Origin of the sequence: Pelomonas parva (assembly GCF_043555835.1) — a bacterium.
Classification (GTDB): Bacteria; Pseudomonadota; Gammaproteobacteria; order Burkholderiales; family Burkholderiaceae_C; genus Pelomonas; species Pelomonas parva.
Window position 1 is genome coordinate 647,040 of the sequence record NZ_JBIGHV010000003.1, and the last position, 17,002, is coordinate 664,041.

At 68.1% G+C, this 17,002-nt stretch carries 12 protein-coding genes; 6 read left to right on the forward strand and 6 right to left on the reverse strand.

The features are described 5' to 3' along the window. Positions 1-20: 20 nt before the first annotated feature. From ACG00Y_RS10375 to ACG00Y_RS10385, 3 genes are all read right to left on the reverse strand, one after another. Positions 21-1,352, reverse strand: coding sequence for a Glu/Leu/Phe/Val family dehydrogenase (locus ACG00Y_RS10375; RefSeq protein ID WP_394478603.1), 1,332 nt, complete (start codon positions 1,350-1,352; stop codon positions 21-23). Between the two features lie 94 nt (positions 1,353-1,446). Next, entirely contained in the window at positions 1,447-2,022 is a 576-nt protein-coding gene (locus tag ACG00Y_RS10380; RefSeq protein WP_394478489.1) for a DUF4276 family protein, read from the reverse strand. Then, the gene (locus ACG00Y_RS10385; protein WP_394478491.1) at positions 2,019-3,212 is read right to left on the reverse strand and encodes an AAA family ATPase; all 1,194 of its coding nucleotides are present in this window, start codon (positions 3,210-3,212) and stop codon (positions 2,019-2,021) included. Before ACG00Y_RS10385 ends, ACG00Y_RS10380 begins: the two co-directional genes overlap by 4 nt. Positions 3,213-3,425: 213 nt before the next feature. Between ACG00Y_RS10385 and ACG00Y_RS10390 the strand changes: the two genes are divergently transcribed. Next, complete coding sequence (locus ACG00Y_RS10390) at positions 3,426-5,420, forward strand: monovalent cation:proton antiporter family protein (protein WP_394478493.1); 1,995 nt, start codon at positions 3,426-3,428, stop codon at positions 5,418-5,420. Between the two features lie 5 nt (positions 5,421-5,425). Here the strand turns inward: ACG00Y_RS10390 and ACG00Y_RS10395 are convergent, their stop codons facing one another. Beyond that, complete coding sequence (locus tag ACG00Y_RS10395) at positions 5,426-6,934, reverse strand: sensor domain-containing diguanylate cyclase (protein ID WP_394478494.1); 1,509 nt, start codon at positions 6,932-6,934, stop codon at positions 5,426-5,428. Between the two features lie 137 nt (positions 6,935-7,071). Between ACG00Y_RS10395 and ACG00Y_RS10400 the strand changes: the two genes are divergently transcribed. After that, the gene (locus tag ACG00Y_RS10400; RefSeq protein WP_394478496.1) at positions 7,072-8,334 is read left to right on the forward strand and encodes an acyl-CoA dehydrogenase family protein; all 1,263 of its coding nucleotides are present in this window, start codon (positions 7,072-7,074) and stop codon (positions 8,332-8,334) included. 95 nt (positions 8,335-8,429) lie between these two features. Here the strand turns inward: ACG00Y_RS10400 and ACG00Y_RS10405 are convergent, their stop codons facing one another. Together ACG00Y_RS10405 and ACG00Y_RS10410 are read right to left on the reverse strand one after the other, a co-directional pair. Continuing rightward, on the reverse strand, positions 8,430-10,202 hold the full coding sequence (locus ACG00Y_RS10405) for a RecQ family ATP-dependent DNA helicase (protein WP_394478498.1): 1,773 nt from the start codon (positions 10,200-10,202) through the stop codon (positions 8,430-8,432). After that, positions 10,199-10,996 carry an esterase/lipase family protein gene (locus ACG00Y_RS10410; RefSeq protein ID WP_394478500.1) on the reverse strand — a complete coding sequence of 266 codons (798 nt, stop codon included), beginning with the start codon at positions 10,994-10,996 and terminating at the stop codon, positions 10,199-10,201. The genes ACG00Y_RS10405 and ACG00Y_RS10410 overlap by 4 nt, the downstream gene beginning before the upstream one ends. 196 nt (positions 10,997-11,192) lie before the next feature. Here ACG00Y_RS10410 and ACG00Y_RS10415 point away from each other — a divergent pair, with 196 nt between their 5' ends. From ACG00Y_RS10415 to ACG00Y_RS10430, 4 genes are all read left to right on the forward strand, one after another. Then, on the forward strand, positions 11,193-11,588 hold the full coding sequence (locus ACG00Y_RS10415; protein ID WP_394478502.1) for a DUF2177 family protein: 396 nt from the start codon (positions 11,193-11,195) through the stop codon (positions 11,586-11,588). A gap of 932 nt (positions 11,589-12,520) precedes the next feature. After that, positions 12,521-12,754 (forward strand): DUF2805 domain-containing protein, encoded by a 234-nt coding sequence (locus tag ACG00Y_RS10420; protein WP_394478504.1) that lies wholly within the window; start codon positions 12,521-12,523, stop codon positions 12,752-12,754. Positions 12,755-13,038: 284 nt separating this feature from the next. Next, positions 13,039-15,906, forward strand: a complete 2,868-nt coding sequence (locus ACG00Y_RS10425) for a TonB-dependent receptor (RefSeq protein ID WP_394478506.1) — start codon at positions 13,039-13,041, stop codon at positions 15,904-15,906. Between the two features lie 74 nt (positions 15,907-15,980). After that, the gene (locus ACG00Y_RS10430; RefSeq protein WP_394478508.1) at positions 15,981-16,934 is read left to right on the forward strand and encodes a glycoside hydrolase family 43 protein; all 954 of its coding nucleotides are present in this window, start codon (positions 15,981-15,983) and stop codon (positions 16,932-16,934) included. The last annotated feature ends 68 nt before the right edge of the window (positions 16,935-17,002 follow it).

Sequence of the window (17,002 nt, forward strand, 5' to 3'; positions counted from 1 at the left end):
GTCAGGTCAGCGCAACCAGTTCAAGGATAGAGACCGCGCTCCTCACGCGCCTGCAGCACCCGCGTGCACGCCACCGTGAAGGCCGCCGTGCGCAGCGTGATCTTGTGCAGCTCGCTGGTTTCCCAGATGTGCTTGAAGGCGCCGATCATGATCTTGTCCAGGCGGACGTTGATCTCGTCCTCGGTCCAGAAGAAGGACGAGAAGTCCTGCACCCATTCGAAGTAGGACACCGTCACGCCGCCCGCGTTGGCGATGACGTCGGGCACGACGACGATGCCGCGGTCGGCCAGCACGGCCTCGCCGTCGGGCGTGGTCGGGCCGTTGGCGCCTTCCAGCACGAGGCGGGTCTTGAGGCGCTGGGCGCGCTCGGCGGTGATCTGGCCTTCCAGTGCGGCCGGGATCAGCACGTCGCTGGCCACGTCCCAGAAGTTCTCGTCGTCGATCTTGTCGGCACCCGTGAAGCCGGCCACGCCCTTGTAGGTGGCCACATGCGCCAGCAGGCTGGCCATGTCGAAGCCGTTCTCGTTGAGGATCGTGCCAGTGTGGTCCTGCACGCAGACGACCTTGGCGCCATTGGCGGCAAACAGCTTGGCGGCGATGGAGCCGACGTTGCCGAAGCCCTGCACCGCGATGCGCGCGCCTTCGAGCGGCTGGCCCAGGCGGCGCATCGCCTCACGGCCGACGACGAACACACCGCGGCCGGTGGCGGCCACGCGGCCCAGCGAGCCGCCCAGTTCGATGGGCTTGCCGGTGACGACGCCGGTCGCCGTGGCACCGGTGTTCATCGAGTAGGTGTCCATCATCCAGGCCATGATCTGGCCGTTGGTGTTGACGTCCGGCGCCGGGATGTCCTGCTGCGGGCCGATGATGATGCCGATCTCGCTGGTGTAGCGGCGCGTCATCTTCTCCAGCTCTTTCAGGCTGAGCAGCTTGGGGTCGACGCGGATGCCGCCCTTGGCGCCGCCATAGGGCAGGTTGACGGCCGCGTTCTTGATCGTCATCCAGGCCGACAGCGCCATCACTTCTTCCAGCGTCACGTCCGGGTGGTAGCGCACGCCGCCCTTGCCCGGGCCGCGCGTCAGGCTGTGCTGCACGCGGTAGCCCTCGAAGTGGGCGATGCTGCCGTTGTCCATCTCGATGGGGATGTCCACGATCAGCGCGCGCTTGGGCCGGCGCAGCGTCTCGACCCAGCGGGCCAGGTGGCCCAGATAGGGCTCGACCGCGTCGATCTGCGACAGATACGTCCCCCACGGGCTGTTGCGCGTGGGCGTGACGAAGGACAGGTTGGGCATGAAACGCTCCGTAACTTTGAGTGGAGCGAACGGTAGCGCGAAGGCTGGGTTCGCCGCCACAACATGTCTAGCCAAGTGGGTATGCGCCTATGCAAGCAACGCATGAGTGCGCGGCTTTGTGCATCAGCGCACGAGTGATGCCGCCACGTCGCGCTCAGGCGCTATCCAGCTCTGCGCTCAGCCGGCGGATTGCGGCCACTAAATGCCTGAAGCTCGGCGAGCGCTCGTTGTCGAGATCGAGCTGCTGGCCGATCAAGCGTGACCCGGCCCGCTTCTCGTAGCGCAGCTTCGTCAGCGTCTTGAGTTCCCGGCTCGGGCTGCCCAGCGCATCCGGGCGTCGGAACTTCCTGCTGCCCTGCTGTCTTGCCAGACCCGGCATTTCCAGGGCACGCTCGACCGCTGCGAGATCGGCCAGATAGAAGGTCTCCAGCTCCGTGCAGGCAATGCGGACCAGGCAGTGCGCTTCCCGGCCAGTGCCTTCGCACCGTGCCAGCAAACCCGCCTTGAGGGCCTTGCAATCGGCATGGCTGTCCTGATCCCGCAGCACGATGAAGCGCGCCGCCGGGTTCTGATAACCGCGGATGCGCCGACCCATCTGTTTCTCCAGATCCTGCTTGCCCTCGAATGGGATGACCCGGTGTCGCACACCGTCGGGCAGCGCCCTGGGCAGGAGGACGTCCAGCAGGTCCTTCTCGGCCTGGCCTTCGACCAGGAAGACCAGCTCCTTCATGCGGGGTCTACGCCGTCGAAGAAGCCCTGCTTCCAGAGGTAGCCCAGTTGGTCGCCCTCGGCCATGTAGGCCGCGATCTGCGCGTTGTCCTTGGCGCGGTGGATCTCGGTGCAGCCGTCGCGCTTGACCAGCCAGCAGGCCTCTTCCAGCTCGATGGCGTTCAGGAAGTCCGGCGAGTGCGTGGACACGAACACCTGCCCGCCTCGGTTGGCATAGCTGCGGAACTCCTCCGCCAACTCGCCCATCAGCTGCGGGTAGAGCTGGTTCTCCGGCTCCTCCACGCACAGCAGTGGATGGGGCTTGGGGTCGTGCAGCAGCACGAGGTAGGCAAACATCTTGATCGTGCCGTCGGACACGTAGCGGTCCAGGAACGGCGTCTTGAACGACCCGTCCTGGAAGCGCAGCGTCAGGTAGCCGTCGTCCATCAGCTTGGGCTCCACCGACGACACCCCCGGCACCCGCCGCGCCATCGTGTCCAGGATGCGTTGGAACAGCTGCGGATGCTGCTCGTGCAGCGAGCGCGCCACCAGCGGTAGGTTGTCGCCCGACTCGCTCAGGTGCTCGGAATCGCCCGAGGCGTCCTTGCGACCACGCGCCGCGCTGATGTGGAAGTCGGACACATGCCAGTTCTCGATGAGCTGGCGGAAGGCGTTGGCCGCCTTGAAGCGTTCCAGCTGCCCCAGCCCCTTGATGGCGAGCGCATCCGGCGCGACCTTCTGGTCCTCGCGCTTGAGTTCCTCGTCCGGTTCGTCGAAGTCTTCCTCGTTGGTGATGGCATAGCCCTCACCGCGCGAGAAGTTCAGGAAGTGATAGGGGCTCCCGTAGCGCCCGCGCTTGTAGCGCAACATTTCTCGCTCGACGATGGGCTGGCCCTGCCGCTCGGCGATCTCGACCGAGTAGGTCACCAGGCGCTCCACGCCCGTGATTTCCATGCGGTACTGGATCTCGATCAGGATGGTGTCCGTCTCGGGATCGCAGCCCCGGCTCAATACCTCCCTGAAGCGCCCTCGCTTGTCCAGCGCCGAGCGGACATTGCCCTTGAGGCAGTCGTGCAGAAAGCCGAACACATCGAACAGCGTGGACTTGCCAGCGCCGTTGGCGCCCACCACGACCAGGAAGCTTGGCATGTCGGTCAGGTCGACTTGCCGGAACGCCTTGAAATTGCGCAGGCGGATGGTTTCGATCTTCATGCGTAAGCCTTGGAAGCAGCGGAGCGAAGCGGTAGCCGGGATTGTGGGCGCTGCTCGCGCATGGCCGCGCCCAGGTTGAGCTGTCGGTCGTCCTGCACTTGCCTGCAGTCGACGCGCCACCATTGATCGATGACTTGTCGGGCCTGGGCCTCTGGGGTCATACAAGCTCCCGGCTTGCGGTTCGCATTGTGGCCGCCCGAATACCATCGCCCGGTGACCTCCCTGGACCTCGCCCTCCTCTATCTCGTCGCCGCCGTGTTCGGCGTTGTCGTCTGCCGTTCGCTGAAGCTGCCGCCCATGCTGGGCTACCTGGCGGTGGGCGTGGTCATCGGGCCGAATGCGCTGGCCTTTGCGCAGGACTCGGCCGGCATCCAGTACCTGGCCGAGTTCGGCGTCGTCTTCCTGATGTTCGCCATCGGGCTGGAGTTCAACCTGCCCAAGCTGCGCACCATGCGCACGGCGGTGTTCGGCCTGGGGCTGGCGCAGGTGGGGCTGACCGTCGCCGGAGCGCTGGTCGGCAACATGATGTTGATGGCCGGCTTCGCGATGCTGGCCCAGGCCTGGGACCTGCGCTGGCAGGGCGCGCTGGTGCTGGGCGCGGCCATGGCCATGAGCTCGACGGCCATCGTCGTCAAGCTGATGGCCGAACGGCTGGAGTTGGAAAGCCCGCACGGCAAGCTGGTCATGGGCGTGCTGCTGTTCCAGGACCTGGCCGTCGTGCTGCTGCTGGTGTTGATCCCGGCGCTGAACAGCAGCGGCGGCGAGATGGCCGAGGCGCTGGCCTGGGCCGGCTTGAAGGCGGCCGTGCTGCTGGGCCTGCTGTTCTATGGCGGCCAGAAGCTGATGCGCTGGTGGCTGACGCTGGTGGCGCGGCGCAAGAGCGACGAGCTGTTCATGCTCAACCTGCTGCTGGTCACGCTGGGCCTGGCCTGGCTGACCGAGCACGCCGGTCTGAGCCTGGCGCTGGGCGCCTTCGTGGCCGGCATGCTGATCGCCGAGACCGAATACAAGCACCAGGTGGAGACCGACATCCGGCCCTTCCACGACGTGCTGCTGGGCCTGTTCTTCATCACCATCGGCATGAAGCTGGACTGGCGGCCGCTGGTGGACCACTGGTGGCTGGTACTGCTGCTGACGGCCCTGCCCGTGGTCGCCAAGTTCGCGCTCATTGCCGGGCTGGCGCGGCTGTTCCGGTCGCCGCCGGGCGTGGCGTTGCGCACGGGCCTGTACCTCGCCCAGGCCGGCGAGTTCGGCTTCGTGCTGCTGACGCTGGGTGCCCAGCACAGGCTGATCGCGCACGAGTGGGTCAGCCCGGTGCTGGCCAGCATGGTGCTGTCCATGCTGCTGACGCCCTTCATCATCATGTACAGCAACCGCATCGTCATGAAGCTGTCCAGCAGCGACTGGCTGATGCAGTCCGTGCAGCTGACCACCATCGCCAAGAAGAGCATCAAGGCCGAGGCCCACGTCATCATTGCCGGCTACGGCCGTTCGGGGCAAAACCTGGCACGGCTGCTAGAGGGCGAAGGCATCCCGTACATGGCGCTGGACCTGGACCCCGACCGCGTGCGCCAGGCCGCGGCCGCCGGGCAGAGCGTCGTCTTCGGCGACGCGGCCAAGGTGCAGAGCCTGATGGCGGCCGGCCTGGCACGGGCCAGCGCCGTCGTCGTCAGCTATCACGACACCCCTTCGGCGCTGAAGATCCTGCACCTCGTGCAGACCCATGCGCCGCAGGTGCCCGTGGTCGTGCGCACCATCGATGACACCGACCTCGAAAAGCTGCGCGCGGCCGGCGCCACGGAGGTCGTGCCCGAGGCCATCGAGGGCTCGCTGATGCTGGCCTCGCATGCGCTGGCGCTGGTGGGCGTGCCGATGCGCCGCGTCATCCGGATCACGCGCGACGCGCGCGACAAGCGCTACGGCCTGCTGCGCGGCTATTTCCACGGCGCCGACGACGACACGGCCGACGAGGTCGATCAGGCGCGGCTCAGCTCGGTCACGCTGCCGCTGGCCACGCCGCTGGCCGGCGAGCGGCTGGGCGACCTGGCGCTGCATGCCACCGGCGTGCAGGTCGTGTCGCTGCGCCGTGCCTCGGGCCGTGTGCAGGCGGCCACTGACGACGTGGTGCTGGCGGGCAACGACGTGCTCGTCATCTCCGGCCTGCCGCCGGCACTGGCACTGGCCGAGGCGAAGCTGCTAAGAAGCTGAGCCGCTCAGCCCAACTCGCCGCTGAGCGAGGCCGGCAGCGTGTCGGGCTGCTCCGAGGCATCCAGGATACGGTTGCGCCCCTGGTGCTTGGCGGCGTAGAGGGCCTTGTCGGCGCGGCCGACCAGTCGGGACAGCGTATCGCCCGGCCGGTGGCGGGCGCAGCCGCCGCTGAGCGTCACCGCCACCGGGCCGTGGGACGTGGCGAACGGCGTGTCGGCCACCGCCAGGCGCACGCGCTCGGCGACGGCCATCGCCGCCTCGGCGTCGCCGTGCAGCAGGGCGATGAACTCCTCGCCACCCCAGCGCCCCGGCAGGTCGGACTTGCGCAGCACCTCGCGCAGCCGCCTGACCATCTCGGCCAGCACCTCGTCGCCGACGTTGTGACCGTGCTGGTCGTTGATGTCCTTGAAGTGGTCCAGGTCCAGCAGCAGCAGGGACAGCGGCTGGCCGTTGCGCTCCACGGCATGCATGGCGCGCTCGGCCTCGGCGCTGAAGTAGCGGCGGTTGGCAATGCCCGTCAGCACATCCTCCTGCGCCAGCCGGCGCAGCTCGCGCTCGGCCAGCCGCCACTCGGTCACGTAGTGCTGGATGGAGACCACCACCGGGTTGCCGTCCACGTTGAAACAGCGTCGCTTGATGACGATGCGGTGGCACTCCTCGCCGGTCACCGGCAGCACGCCGGCCTCTTCCTTCACGACTTCTTCACCGGCCAGCACGCGCACGTCTTCACTCAAGGACAGCTCACCCACTTCGGGGCGCGGCGCCAGGTCGAGGGCGTTCAGTCCGATGAGCTGTTCCTTGGTCATGTGCCGGATGCGTGCCGCAGCGTCATTCACCATCACCGTCCGGCTGGACGCGTCCTTGATGAGGATGGTGTCGGGCATCACGTCGATGAGGTCCTGCACGAAGCGCTCGGTGCGCATGCGCAGCGCCATCTCGCGCTCCAGCGCTTGCGTCAGTTCGCGCTCGGCGACCCGCCATTGGGTGATGTGGTGGTCGATGCCGACGACGACCGGCTCGCCGCTGATGTCCACGCTGCGGTGCTTGCTGATGATGCGGAAGACCTCCTCGCCCGTGTGGCGGCGCACGGTGTGCTCCTCCTTGGTCAACGCGCCGCCTGCCAGGATCTGTTCGTCCTCCTGCAGCGTCAGCGCGTGGTTGGCGACATCGCACGTGCGGCCCACCAGCCCGTCGTCCAGCACCTGCTGGCGACTGGTGCCGTGGTAGCGCGCGAACGCCTCGTTGACCATCACATAGCGGCCGCCGCGCCGCTTGATGTGGATGGGGTCGGGGATGGCGTCGATGAGTGCCTCGACCAGGTCGTTCGCGCGCTCGGCCATGGCGGCGCGCTGGCGGCGGCCGAGCAGGAAGCCGACGGCGGCCGGCAGATACGCCGCCAGGCCCACGGCCACCGCCGTGGCGGCGGCAGGCGCTTGCAGCACCACGCAGGCGCAGCCCACCACCAATGCCGGCAAAGCCAGCAGCAGCGCGCGGGCGAGGGTGGCCAATGTCACGTCAGGTGTGGGTGGAAGGCAGCGGCACAGGGTAGCAGCGCCAGCGCCGGTCGTGCGCGAACGACCGATGCCGCCTGCGTGACAAGCGCCACGGCGGGGCTGCGCCACACTGCCTCACCCCACCGACAAGCCGCGCCATGAACTTCGACTACAGCCCCAAGGTCGCCCAGATGCGCGAGCAGTTGCTTGCCTTCTTCGACGCGCACATCTACCCCAACGAACAGCGCTACCTGGCCGAGGTCGACGCCAACCGCCGCGCCGGCAACCCCTGGCTGCCGACCCAGGTCATCGAGGAGCTGAAGCCCAAGGCCCGCGCGGCGGGGCTGTGGAACCTCTTCCTGCCCAGGTCCAGTCGTGCGCCGGAGGGCTTGAGCAACCTTGAGTACGCGCCCCTGTGCGAGATCATGGGTCGCGTGTTCTGGGCGCCCGAGGTCTTCAACTGCTCGGCCCCGGACACCGGCAACATGGAGACGCTGGAGCGCTACGCGTCCGAGTCGCTGAAGGACCGCTGGCTGGAGCCGCTGCTGCGCGGCGAGATCCGCTCGGCCTTCCTGATGACCGAGCCGGACGTGGCCTCCAGCGACGCGACCAACATCGAGTGCCGCATCGAGCGGGACGGCGACGATTACGTCATCAACGGCCGCAAGTGGTGGAGCAGCGGTGCCGGCGACCCGCGCTGCGCCGTCTACATCGTCATGGGCAAGACCAGCCCCGACGCCGGCCGCCACGAGCAGCAGTCCATGATCGTCGTGCCGGCCGACACGCCGGGCATCCGCGTCATCCGCCCGCTGTCCGTGTTCGGCTACGACGACGCACCGCACGGCCACATGGAGGTCGAGCTGAAGAACGTGCGCGTGCCGGCCGCCAACATCCTGCTGGGCGAAGGCCGCGGCTTCGAGATCGCGCAAGGGCGCCTGGGCCCGGGCCGCATCCACCACTGCATGCGCAGCATCGGCGCGGCCGAGCGCGCGCTGCAGCTGATGTGCGAGCGGGCCATCGCCCGCACCGCCTTCGGCAAGACGATTGCGCAGCAGACCGTCACGCAGGAGCGCATCGCCGAGTCGCGCTGCATGATCGACCAGGCCCGCCTGCTGACGCTGCGCGCCGCCTACATGATGGACACCGTGGGCAACAAGGTCGCCAAGGCCGAGATCGCGATGATCAAGATCGTCGCGCCCAACATGGCGCTGCAGGTCATCGACTGGGCCATCCAGGTGTTCGGCGGCGCCGGTGTGTCGCAGGACACGCCGCTGGCCATGATGTGGGCCCACCAGCGCACGCTGCGGCTGGCCGACGGCCCGGACGAGGTGCACCGCAATTCGCTGGCGAAGCTGGAGCTGGCCAGCCATATGAAGCTGCCGGCGGACAAGATCAGCATGCCCATCACGCGTGGTGGTTGACGGGTAGGGCGGGTCGCGACCCGCCGTTTGTGGGCGTGGTCGAAGCCGAAATTCAACGTGGGTTGGCGGGGCGAAACGGCGGGTCGCGACCCGCCCTACCCCCGCGCCGTCGCCAGCACGAAATCGGGGTGGATGTCGCGAACCCCATGGCGCGGGAAAGCAATGCGCACGGCGTCGCCGCTGCAGGCCTGCACCTCGCCCCAGCCGAAGCGGCGCACGCGCACGCGTTGGCCCGGCTTGAACGCCAAGGCCGGCGCGGCGGCGGCATCGATGACTTCGGGCGTCGACCGCTCCGCCGCCAGCAGCTTCTCGAAGCGCGCGCAGCTGTCGCAATGGCCGCAGCGTGCGGCGCCTTCGTCCAGCGCCTCGCCAAAGTGGGCCAGCACACCCGCCCAGCGGCAGCTGCCGGCCTTGGCGTAGAGCACCATGGCCGAGAGGCCGTCGCGGTCGTGCTGCTGGCGCTGCTGGGCGGCGGCTTGCGCGGCGGCTATGACATCCACCGCCTCGCGCCGTGTGGACGCGCGCAGGCCGTCGGCCTCGCTGCCACGCACGGCGCGCACCGAGCGCAGCGCGGCCAGCACCTGGTCCAGCCGGCGCTGCGGCAACCTCACCATCTCGGCCAGCGCGGCCGGCAGCCAGCCGCCCTGCGGCGTGTGGCTGACCAGTGCCCGCCAGACGCCGCTCAGCTCCTCGCGGCTGGGCGCGTGGCCACCGGCGAAGAACTGCTGCAGCGCGCGGTCGCCCTCGCGGAACATCAGCACGCAGTCGGCCGGCTCGCCGTCGCGGCCCGCGCGGCCGCACTCCTGCACATAGGCCTCGATGGTGGCCGGCATCTGCGCGTGCAGCACGAGGCGGATGTCGGGTTTGTCGATGCCCATGCCGAAGGCGTTGGTGGCGACCATGATGCGCGTCTCGTCGCGCATGAAGGCCTCCTGCGCAGCCGTGCGTTCCTTGGACGGCAGCTTGCCGTGATAGAGCCCGGCAGGCACTTCGGCCTCGCGCAGCTGGCGGAACAGCGCCGTGGCCTCACGCACGGTGGCGCAGTAGACGATGGCATTGCCTTCGAGGGCCTTCAGCCGCCGCAGGATGAACTCGCGGCGCTCCGTTTCCGTCTGCGGCAGCTCCACTGCCAGGTTCAGGTTGGGTCGGTAGACACCGTGGCTGAGGATGCCGTCGCGCGGGATGTCCAGCAGCGCCGCGATCTCACGCTGCACGGGTGCGGAGGCCGTGGCCGTCAGCGCCAGCACGGGCGGGCGGCCCAATGCGCGGCGGGCATCGCGGATCGCGCTGAAGGCGGGGCGGAAGTCGTGGCCCCATTGCGAGATGCAATGCGCCTCGTCCACCACCAGCAGGCCCACGCGTTGCTCCTGCAGCAGGCCGCGCGTGCGCGGGTCCGCCAGGCGTTCGGGCGTCGTGAACACCACGCGCACCGCGCCGCGCGTCAGCAGCGCCTCGCTCGCCAGGCGGCGGTTGGCATCCAGCGCCGAATGCAGCTGCACGGCGGCCACGCCGCGCGCATTGAGGGCGTCGCACTGGTCCTTCATCAAGGCGATCAGCGGTGAGATGACAACCGTGATCGCCTCGCTCAGCACGGCGGGCAGCTGGTAGCACAGCGACTTGCCGGCGCCGGTGGGCATGACGGCCAGCGTGTTCTGCCCGGCCAGCACGCGCGCGATCACCTCGGTCTGCCCGGGCCGCAGCGCATGCAGGCCGAACACGCGCTTGAGCGTGCTGCGCAGCTTGGCCGGCACGACGGGCTCGCGCGGCGGCAGCTTCTCGGGCGGCGGCGTGGGGGCGGGCGAGTCCTCGCGTGGGCCGCTGCGCTGGTAGGCCACGCGGGCGGGGGCGGTCATCACGGCGGTGGTCACGCGGCGTCCTTCTCGTGGGTGTCGCGGCGGCAGGCCAGCACGCCGGTCACGCGGTTCAGCACTTCCGGCGCCCAGCCCATGCCCATGTGGCTGGCCTGCACCTCGATGTCGCGCGCCAGCGGCCAGGGGCGCGCATGCGTGCAGGCCTCCCACGAGACCACGCCGTCGCGGCGGCTGTACAGCGAGACGGTCGGCACCGGCGGCGGCTCGGCCAGGCGTTCGCGCAGCGCCGCGTGCTCCTGCGCGCGGCGGCCGTTGAGCAGGCGGAACAGCCAGCCCACATGCGTGTCATCCGGCCCGCCGTTGAAGGGTGTGCCGATGGTGATGACGTGCGGCACGCGCTCGGGCAGGCGCTTGGCCAGCTCACGCGCATAGAAGCCGCCCAGGCTCCAGCCGACGAGGCTGGCGTGCGTGGCCGGCGCGATGCGCTCGTGCACGGCCTCGGCCAGGCGGTCCAGCCAGGTGTCCACGTCGCCCTTGGGGCCGGTGTTCATGCCCTGACCCCAGTCCAGCGTGCGAAAGCCGGCACGCTCCAGGTGGCGGCGCAGCGGCCACATCGTCAGGCCGTCGGTGCCCAGGCCGGGGAACAGCACCACCGTGTGGCCCCCGCCGACGTTCGCGGGCGCCTTGCGCCAGTGGTTCAGCGCGGCGCAGGCCTCCAGCGTCGCACGCGCCGGCTCGGTGGCCAGCAGCCTCAGCGACGGCCGGCGGTGCGGCGCGGGGCCAGGTGTTGCGCCGGGCAGGACGGCAGAAGCTGCGGTCTTGGCGGTCAGGGACAGGGCGGAAGTGGTCATGGCCTGGGCGGCTGAGCCGAGCGGGTTTTCGGTGGCTCGATGCTGGGGCCGCTGCCCGCAGCGACATGCCAGCGCGGCGCCACAGGCGCTGTAGGACGAACGGCGTCGCTCCTCTCGCGGGGCGGTCGCGGTGGTCTCCTACACGGCGTGCTTGCGGGCCGACGCAGCATGCACACTCCGCTCAATCGCCACCGTCATGAACGCCGCCTTCAAGCCCTACCTAGCCGCGCTGATCGTCATGGGTGTGCTGGACGCGCTCTGGCTGGGCGTCATCGCCAAGGACTTCTATCGCGAGCAGATCGGCGCGCAGATGGTGGAGCAGATCCGCTGGGCGCCCGCCGCCATCTTCTACTTCGCCTACCCGGCAGCGCTGGTCGCGCTGGCGCTGTTCCCGGCCGGCCAGCCCTTCAGCCACCAGGTCGCGCGCGCGGCGCTGGTGGGCCTGGTGGCCTACGGCGTCTATGACCTGACCAACCTGGCCACGCTGCGTCACTGGCCCGTGCGGCTTGCGCTGGTGGATACGGCCTGGGGCACGTTCGCGAGCATGGCGGCCGGCGCGGTGGCGGCCTGGGTGGCGCAGAAATTCAACTGAGCATGACAATCGCGGCATGGTGCGTCACGAAGCAAAGGTTCGACTGAACCCGCAAGGGCAAGGGAGAGCTGCTGCATGCTGCGCCAGTCCAACGGGTGAGAGTCCCGTCCCGGTAGGCGTCGGAGCGCCGGGTAGCAGACCCCAGGTCGTTGAGGGAGACCTCTTGGCCCGAGCGGGGTGTCAAAAGCCCGTGAGGCGGCGCATGCCGCGCAGCGGGGAGCAAGCACGCGGGCCGCAACATGAAGTGAAGCCTGCAGCCTCGACAGATTTACAACCCGCAGGCCGAGCCGCTCATCTCACGGCGAAGGCAACACCGCTGGCGCAAGAACCGAAGCGCGCTGACGGCTGCGGCGGGGTATGGGGCGCAGCACGCGTGCAAGGACATGTGCGGAACGTGAGAGGCCCGTCTGCGCGGCCCTTGTCGGGGCAAGCTGGCTCATATAAGCCCAAGGCGAAGTTGAGCGGTGCGCAGCGGGAGTCCGAGGGGATCGTAGTACTGCATGCCACGGCGCAAGCCGAGGCGACGAAGGCCGTGCGGCATAACGCGGCTGGAGGGAAGGGTCCCTGCGGTGGTCATGCTGATGGAGCGGGTAAGCGCGAGGGAATGGCCGGCGAGACCGGACCTAACTACCCCGACGCAGGAGACTGCGGCGACAAAGTGCGACAACTGCAAAGGCAGCTCTGGGCCGCAGCCAAGCGGGCACCGTGCCGACGCGCGCAAGTGCAGTACCCAACCACGAGGGGTGACGCCCTGCTGGCGACTTGCAGCGCGAACGCTTCGGTGCAGCGCCTGTCCTTTGGGGCAGAACCGCACAATGCTGCGTGCCGACGACCACTGGTAAGCCGTGTGCGGGAAATCCGCATGCACGGTTTGAGCGGGGGTGTTGGCTTCCATCGAAACCTTCTGGCTCGATAGGGGCCAACATCTACCAATGGCCAAGACCGCACCCCGACTCAGCCCCGAAGACATCAAGCGCGTCATCGCGACCGCCTGGGACGACCTGCCGCCCTACGGCAAGGTGCTGCGCGAGCATGGCATCGGCCACGGCGAGCTGGTGGCCTTGCTCAAGCGCCAGCTGACGCCGGCGGCCTACAAGCTCTGGGCCGCGCGCGGCAAGCAGGCCAAGGGGCCGGCAGCCAAGGCGACCTGGCCGCACGGGCGCTGAGCGCTGGCGGGCATGCCCGCGTCGGGACTGTTGCGCTCACTCCACAACCGCTGAAACTCGATGTTTCATCGAGGGCGGCCGGGTTGCGTCCGATCTCCTGGGAAGCCTCGGGGCTAACCCCGAGCGCCGATGCGCAAATCAGCATCGAGAAGTCCAAAAATGTGATTAGTCGCGAATCGGTCGGCCCCCTAGCATGAATTTAGACCCCAGCCACACGGGCCCGCTACAGAGGCGCTGACGGCTGAAGAGGTTGGCCGCTCCCATACAACGATCCCGGAGACAACATGAGAAAACCAGCCCTGGCGGCGCAGCGTGCGCGCGCCCAGTCCACCCGTTTTGCCCTCAGCCTGACCGCCGCCGCCGCGCTTGCCGCCCTGTCCGCCACCGCCGTGGCGCAGGAAGCTGCCAAGAACGAGCTGGAGACGGTCGTCGTCACCGGCGTCAGGGCCTCCCTGACCAAGAGCCTGGCGAACAAGCGCACCAACGACCAGGTCGTGGAATCGGTGGTGGCCGAAGACATCGGCAAGCTGCCCGACAACAACGTCGTCGAGGCGCTGCAGCGCGTGACGGGCATCCAGGTCACGAACCGCGCCGGTGGCGAAGTCGGCGCCATCTCCATCCGTGGCCTGCCCGACATCGCCACCACCTGGAACGGCCGCAACATCTTCACCGCCTCCGGCACCCAGGTGGCGCTGCAGGACATCCCGTCGACGCTGGTGCGCCAGATCGACGTCTACAAGACCCGCGACGCCGGCCAGCTGGAGAACGGCATTGCCGGCCAGATCGACGTCAAGTCGCTGCGCCCCTTCGATTTCAAGGGCTCGAAGTTCTCGCTGCTGGCGCGCGAGACCTATCTCGACCCCGCGAAGAAGTGGAACCCGCAGCTGAGCGCCATGGCCAGCAACCGCTGGAAGACCGGCGCCGGTGACATCGGCGCGCTGGTCAACCTGTCGATGGTCAAGACGGACTACCGCAACGAGAGCGTGACGCCGGGCGCCATGGTGCCTTTCGTCAGCCCCAATGCCGCGGAAGTGCCGGCCGGCTACACGCCGCTGCAGCGCGTCTTCGACAACAACGTCTGGACGCCCGGCACTTACACCGGCCTGCCGCAGAAGGCGGGCTCGACGCTGAACTTCGGCGGCACGCAGCGCCCCTACTACCTGGCGCGTGACGCCGTGTTCCAGAGCGATGTGGAGGGCCAGCGCGAGCGCCCGGCCGCCAACCTCGCGCTGCAGTGGCAGCCGAACGAAGACGCCGTCTACACGTTCGAGGCGATGTACAACGGCTATCGCGACAAGGCCTTCAACCGGCTGCTGTTCAGCTTCGTCGACTGGTGGGGCAGCCTCGGCGTCAACCCGGCGTCGACGATCACCACCTTCCCGGGCACCAACGTCATCAAGACGCGGACCGTGAATGACGTCTACGGCTTCAACAGCGGCGACTACACCACCTCGGCCACCGACTCCTATGTCTATGCGCTGAACGGCAAGTGGAACCTCGGTGACCGGCTGCGGCTGGACGGCGATATCTCGTACCAGACCAGCAAGTTCCATTCGGAATTCACCGCCACCCGCATCGACCGCGTCGCGCCGTCGATCACCGTCGACTTCCATTCCGGCGGCGGCAACATGGCGTTCAAGTTCAACAACAACGCCGACCTGGCCGACCCCACCAAGTGGAACGTCGCGCAGTTCTACGACAACGCCAACCGCAACGAGGGCAGCGCCGCCACGGCCAGCCTGAACGGTAGCTACGACGCCGACTGGGGCCCGCTGAAGACGCTGAACTTCGGCTTCCGCTTCGACAGCCGCAAGGCCTCGGAAGCCAACCGCACGCAGTCGGCCTTCCTGGGCCGCAACCTGGCCACGCTGGGCGCGAACTACTACCACGTCAACTCCGATTTCGGCACGGACATCTCGGACGTCCCGCGCTCCTGGATCGAGCCGAATGCCTACTACATCCGCGACAACATCGACGCGTGGCGCACGATGTACAAGGCCGCCGATGCGAACTTCCAGACGACCGACAAACTCTTCCTGCAGAAGACCTTCGACGTCAAGGAAGACACCACCAACCTGTTCGTGATGGCGGACAGCGAGCACCAGTTGTTCGGCCGGCCGCTGCGCGCCAATTGGGGCGTGCGCTACGTGCAGGTCGACACCGGCATGACGGCCTACAAGGTCGATGCCACCACCAAGGTGGTGACGCCGACCACTGGCGAGAAGACGGCCAAGAAGTTCCTGCCCAGCCTGACGCTGCGCTACGAGGCGGCCAAGGACGTGCTGCTGCGCTTCAACTACGGCGAGACGCTGCGCCGGCCGGGCTTTGGTGACCTCAACCCGGTGCTGCAGCTCAGTGACGACGTCTCGCGCGTCGGCTACGGCGGCGGCAGCGGTGGCAACCCCAACCTGGAACCGACGCGCTCCAAGAACATCGACCTGACGGGCGAGTGGTATTTCCAGAAGGACAGTGCGCTCTACGGTACCGTGTTCCAGCGCAAGATCGAGGGCCTGGTCGTGCCGCTGCGCCGCCGCGTCCGCGTCGGCCCGGCCGACGACCCGTTCCGCAATTCGACTTCCGGCGGTGACCACACCAACGGCTACGACTACGTCATCAGCTCGCCGGTCAACGCGTCCGACGGCAAGATCAGCGGCGTCGAGCTGGGCGCCATCTACTTCCCGAAGGGCCTGCCGTGGTATCTGGACGGCCTGGGCTTCCAGGGCAGTGTGACGCGCCTGACCTCGTCGCAGAACGTGCCGACCGCCGACAGCGCCGGCAACATCGTCTCGCAGCTGGAGGCGCCCTTCTTCGGCGTGTCCAAGCTGTCGTGGAACGCCACGCTGGCGTATGAAAAGGGCCCGTTCTCTGCGCGCCTGTCCTATGTCCGCCGCTCCGCCTTCCTGGCCGCCAACGAAGCCGCGCTGTTCGCCAACCCGATCGGCATCTGGCGCCACCCGGAAAAGAGCGTGGACCTGCAGTTCAGCTACAACATCAACGATCGCATGGCGCTCGATTTCAGCGGCGTCAACCTGACGAACGAGATGCAGCAGCAGTACTACAAGTTCGGCGACGCCGGCAGCCCCGAGCTGACCAACTTCGGCACGGTGCAGATCGGCCGCGCGTTGTCGGTGGGCTTCCGCTGGAAGATTTAAGGGGCCTCTTTCCTCGTTTGAGGGCGTTGCACGGGCCTGCCGGACAACGCCCTTTTTTCTTCCTTGCAGTTCTCATGTCCGACCTGATCCAGCCGTTGATCCGCCAGCGCGCCGACCCGCACATCTCCCGCCACGCCGACGGCTTCTACTACTTCACCGCCTCGGTGCCGCAGTACGACCGCATCGAGGTGCGCCGCGCCACCAGCATCGAAGGACTGGTGAACGCGCCGGTCTTCGACGTCTGGCACAAGCCCGACACAGGCCCCTGGTCCGAGCTGGTCTGGGCGCCCGAGCTGCACTTCAACGACGGCGCCTGGTACGTCTACTTCGCCGCCGCCCACACCCGCAGGCTGGACCAGCTCGGCATGTTCCAGCACCGCATGTATGCGATCAGGAACACGGCCAAGGACCCGCTGGGCGGCGAATGGGAGTTCCTCGGCCAGGTGGATTCCGGCATGGACAGCTTCTGCCTGGACGCGACCACCTTCACCCATCGCGGCCAGCTGTATTACCTCTGGGCGCAGAAGGACCCGGCCATCGCCGGCAACTCCAACCTCTACATCGCACCGATGAAGACGCCGTGGCAGCTGGGCGGCCCGCCGGTCATGCTCAGCAAGCCCGAGTTCGACTGGGAATGCCGGGGCTTCCTCGTCAACGAAGGGCCGTCGGTGCTGCAGAGAAACGGTCGGGTCTTCATCAGCTACTCGGCCAGCGCCACCGACGAGAACTACGCGATGGGCCTGCTGTGGGCGGACGAGGGCGCCGACCTGCTCGACCCTGCCAGCTGGCACAAGTCGCCCGAGCCGGTGATGCGCAGCGCGGCCGAGGACAGCGTCTTCGGCCCCGGCCACAACAGCTTCACGGTGGGCGACAGCCCGGACGAGGTGCTGCTGGTCTACCACGCACGCACCTACACCGAGATCGTCGGCGACCCGCTGTGGAACCCCGACCGCCACAGCTTCGTGAAGCCGCTGCGCTGGAGCGCTGAGGGCATGCCGCTGTTTGGCAGGCCGTCTCGGCGCGACTGATACCGAAAACAGCATCGGTACGCCGCGCAAATTGATTGGATTGCAATTCCCCAGCTGCCTAGCATGGG

Bases quoted from the DNA above. Each gene is read 5' to 3' on its own strand.
- ACG00Y_RS10380 (WP_394478489.1), bottom strand. From the start codon at position 2,022: ATGAAGGAGCTGGTCTTCCTGGTCGAAGGCCAGGCCGAGAAGGACCTG.
- ACG00Y_RS10385 (WP_394478491.1), bottom strand. From the start codon at position 3,212: ATGAAGATCGAAACCATCCGCCTGCGCAATTTCAAGGCGTTCCGGCAA.
- ACG00Y_RS10400 (WP_394478496.1), top strand. From the start codon at position 7,072: ATGAACTTCGACTACAGCCCCAAGGTCGCCCAGATGCGCGAGCAGTTG.
- ACG00Y_RS10410 (WP_394478500.1), bottom strand. From the start codon at position 10,996: ATGACCACTTCCGCCCTGTCCCTGACCGCCAAGACCGCAGCTTCTGCC.
- ACG00Y_RS10415 (WP_394478502.1), top strand. From the start codon at position 11,193: ATGAACGCCGCCTTCAAGCCCTACCTAGCCGCGCTGATCGTCATGGGT.
- ACG00Y_RS10420 (WP_394478504.1), top strand. From the start codon at position 12,521: ATGGCCAAGACCGCACCCCGACTCAGCCCCGAAGACATCAAGCGCGTC.
- ACG00Y_RS10425 (WP_394478506.1), top strand. From the start codon at position 13,039: ATGAGAAAACCAGCCCTGGCGGCGCAGCGTGCGCGCGCCCAGTCCACC.
- ACG00Y_RS10430 (WP_394478508.1), top strand. From the start codon at position 15,981: ATGTCCGACCTGATCCAGCCGTTGATCCGCCAGCGCGCCGACCCGCAC.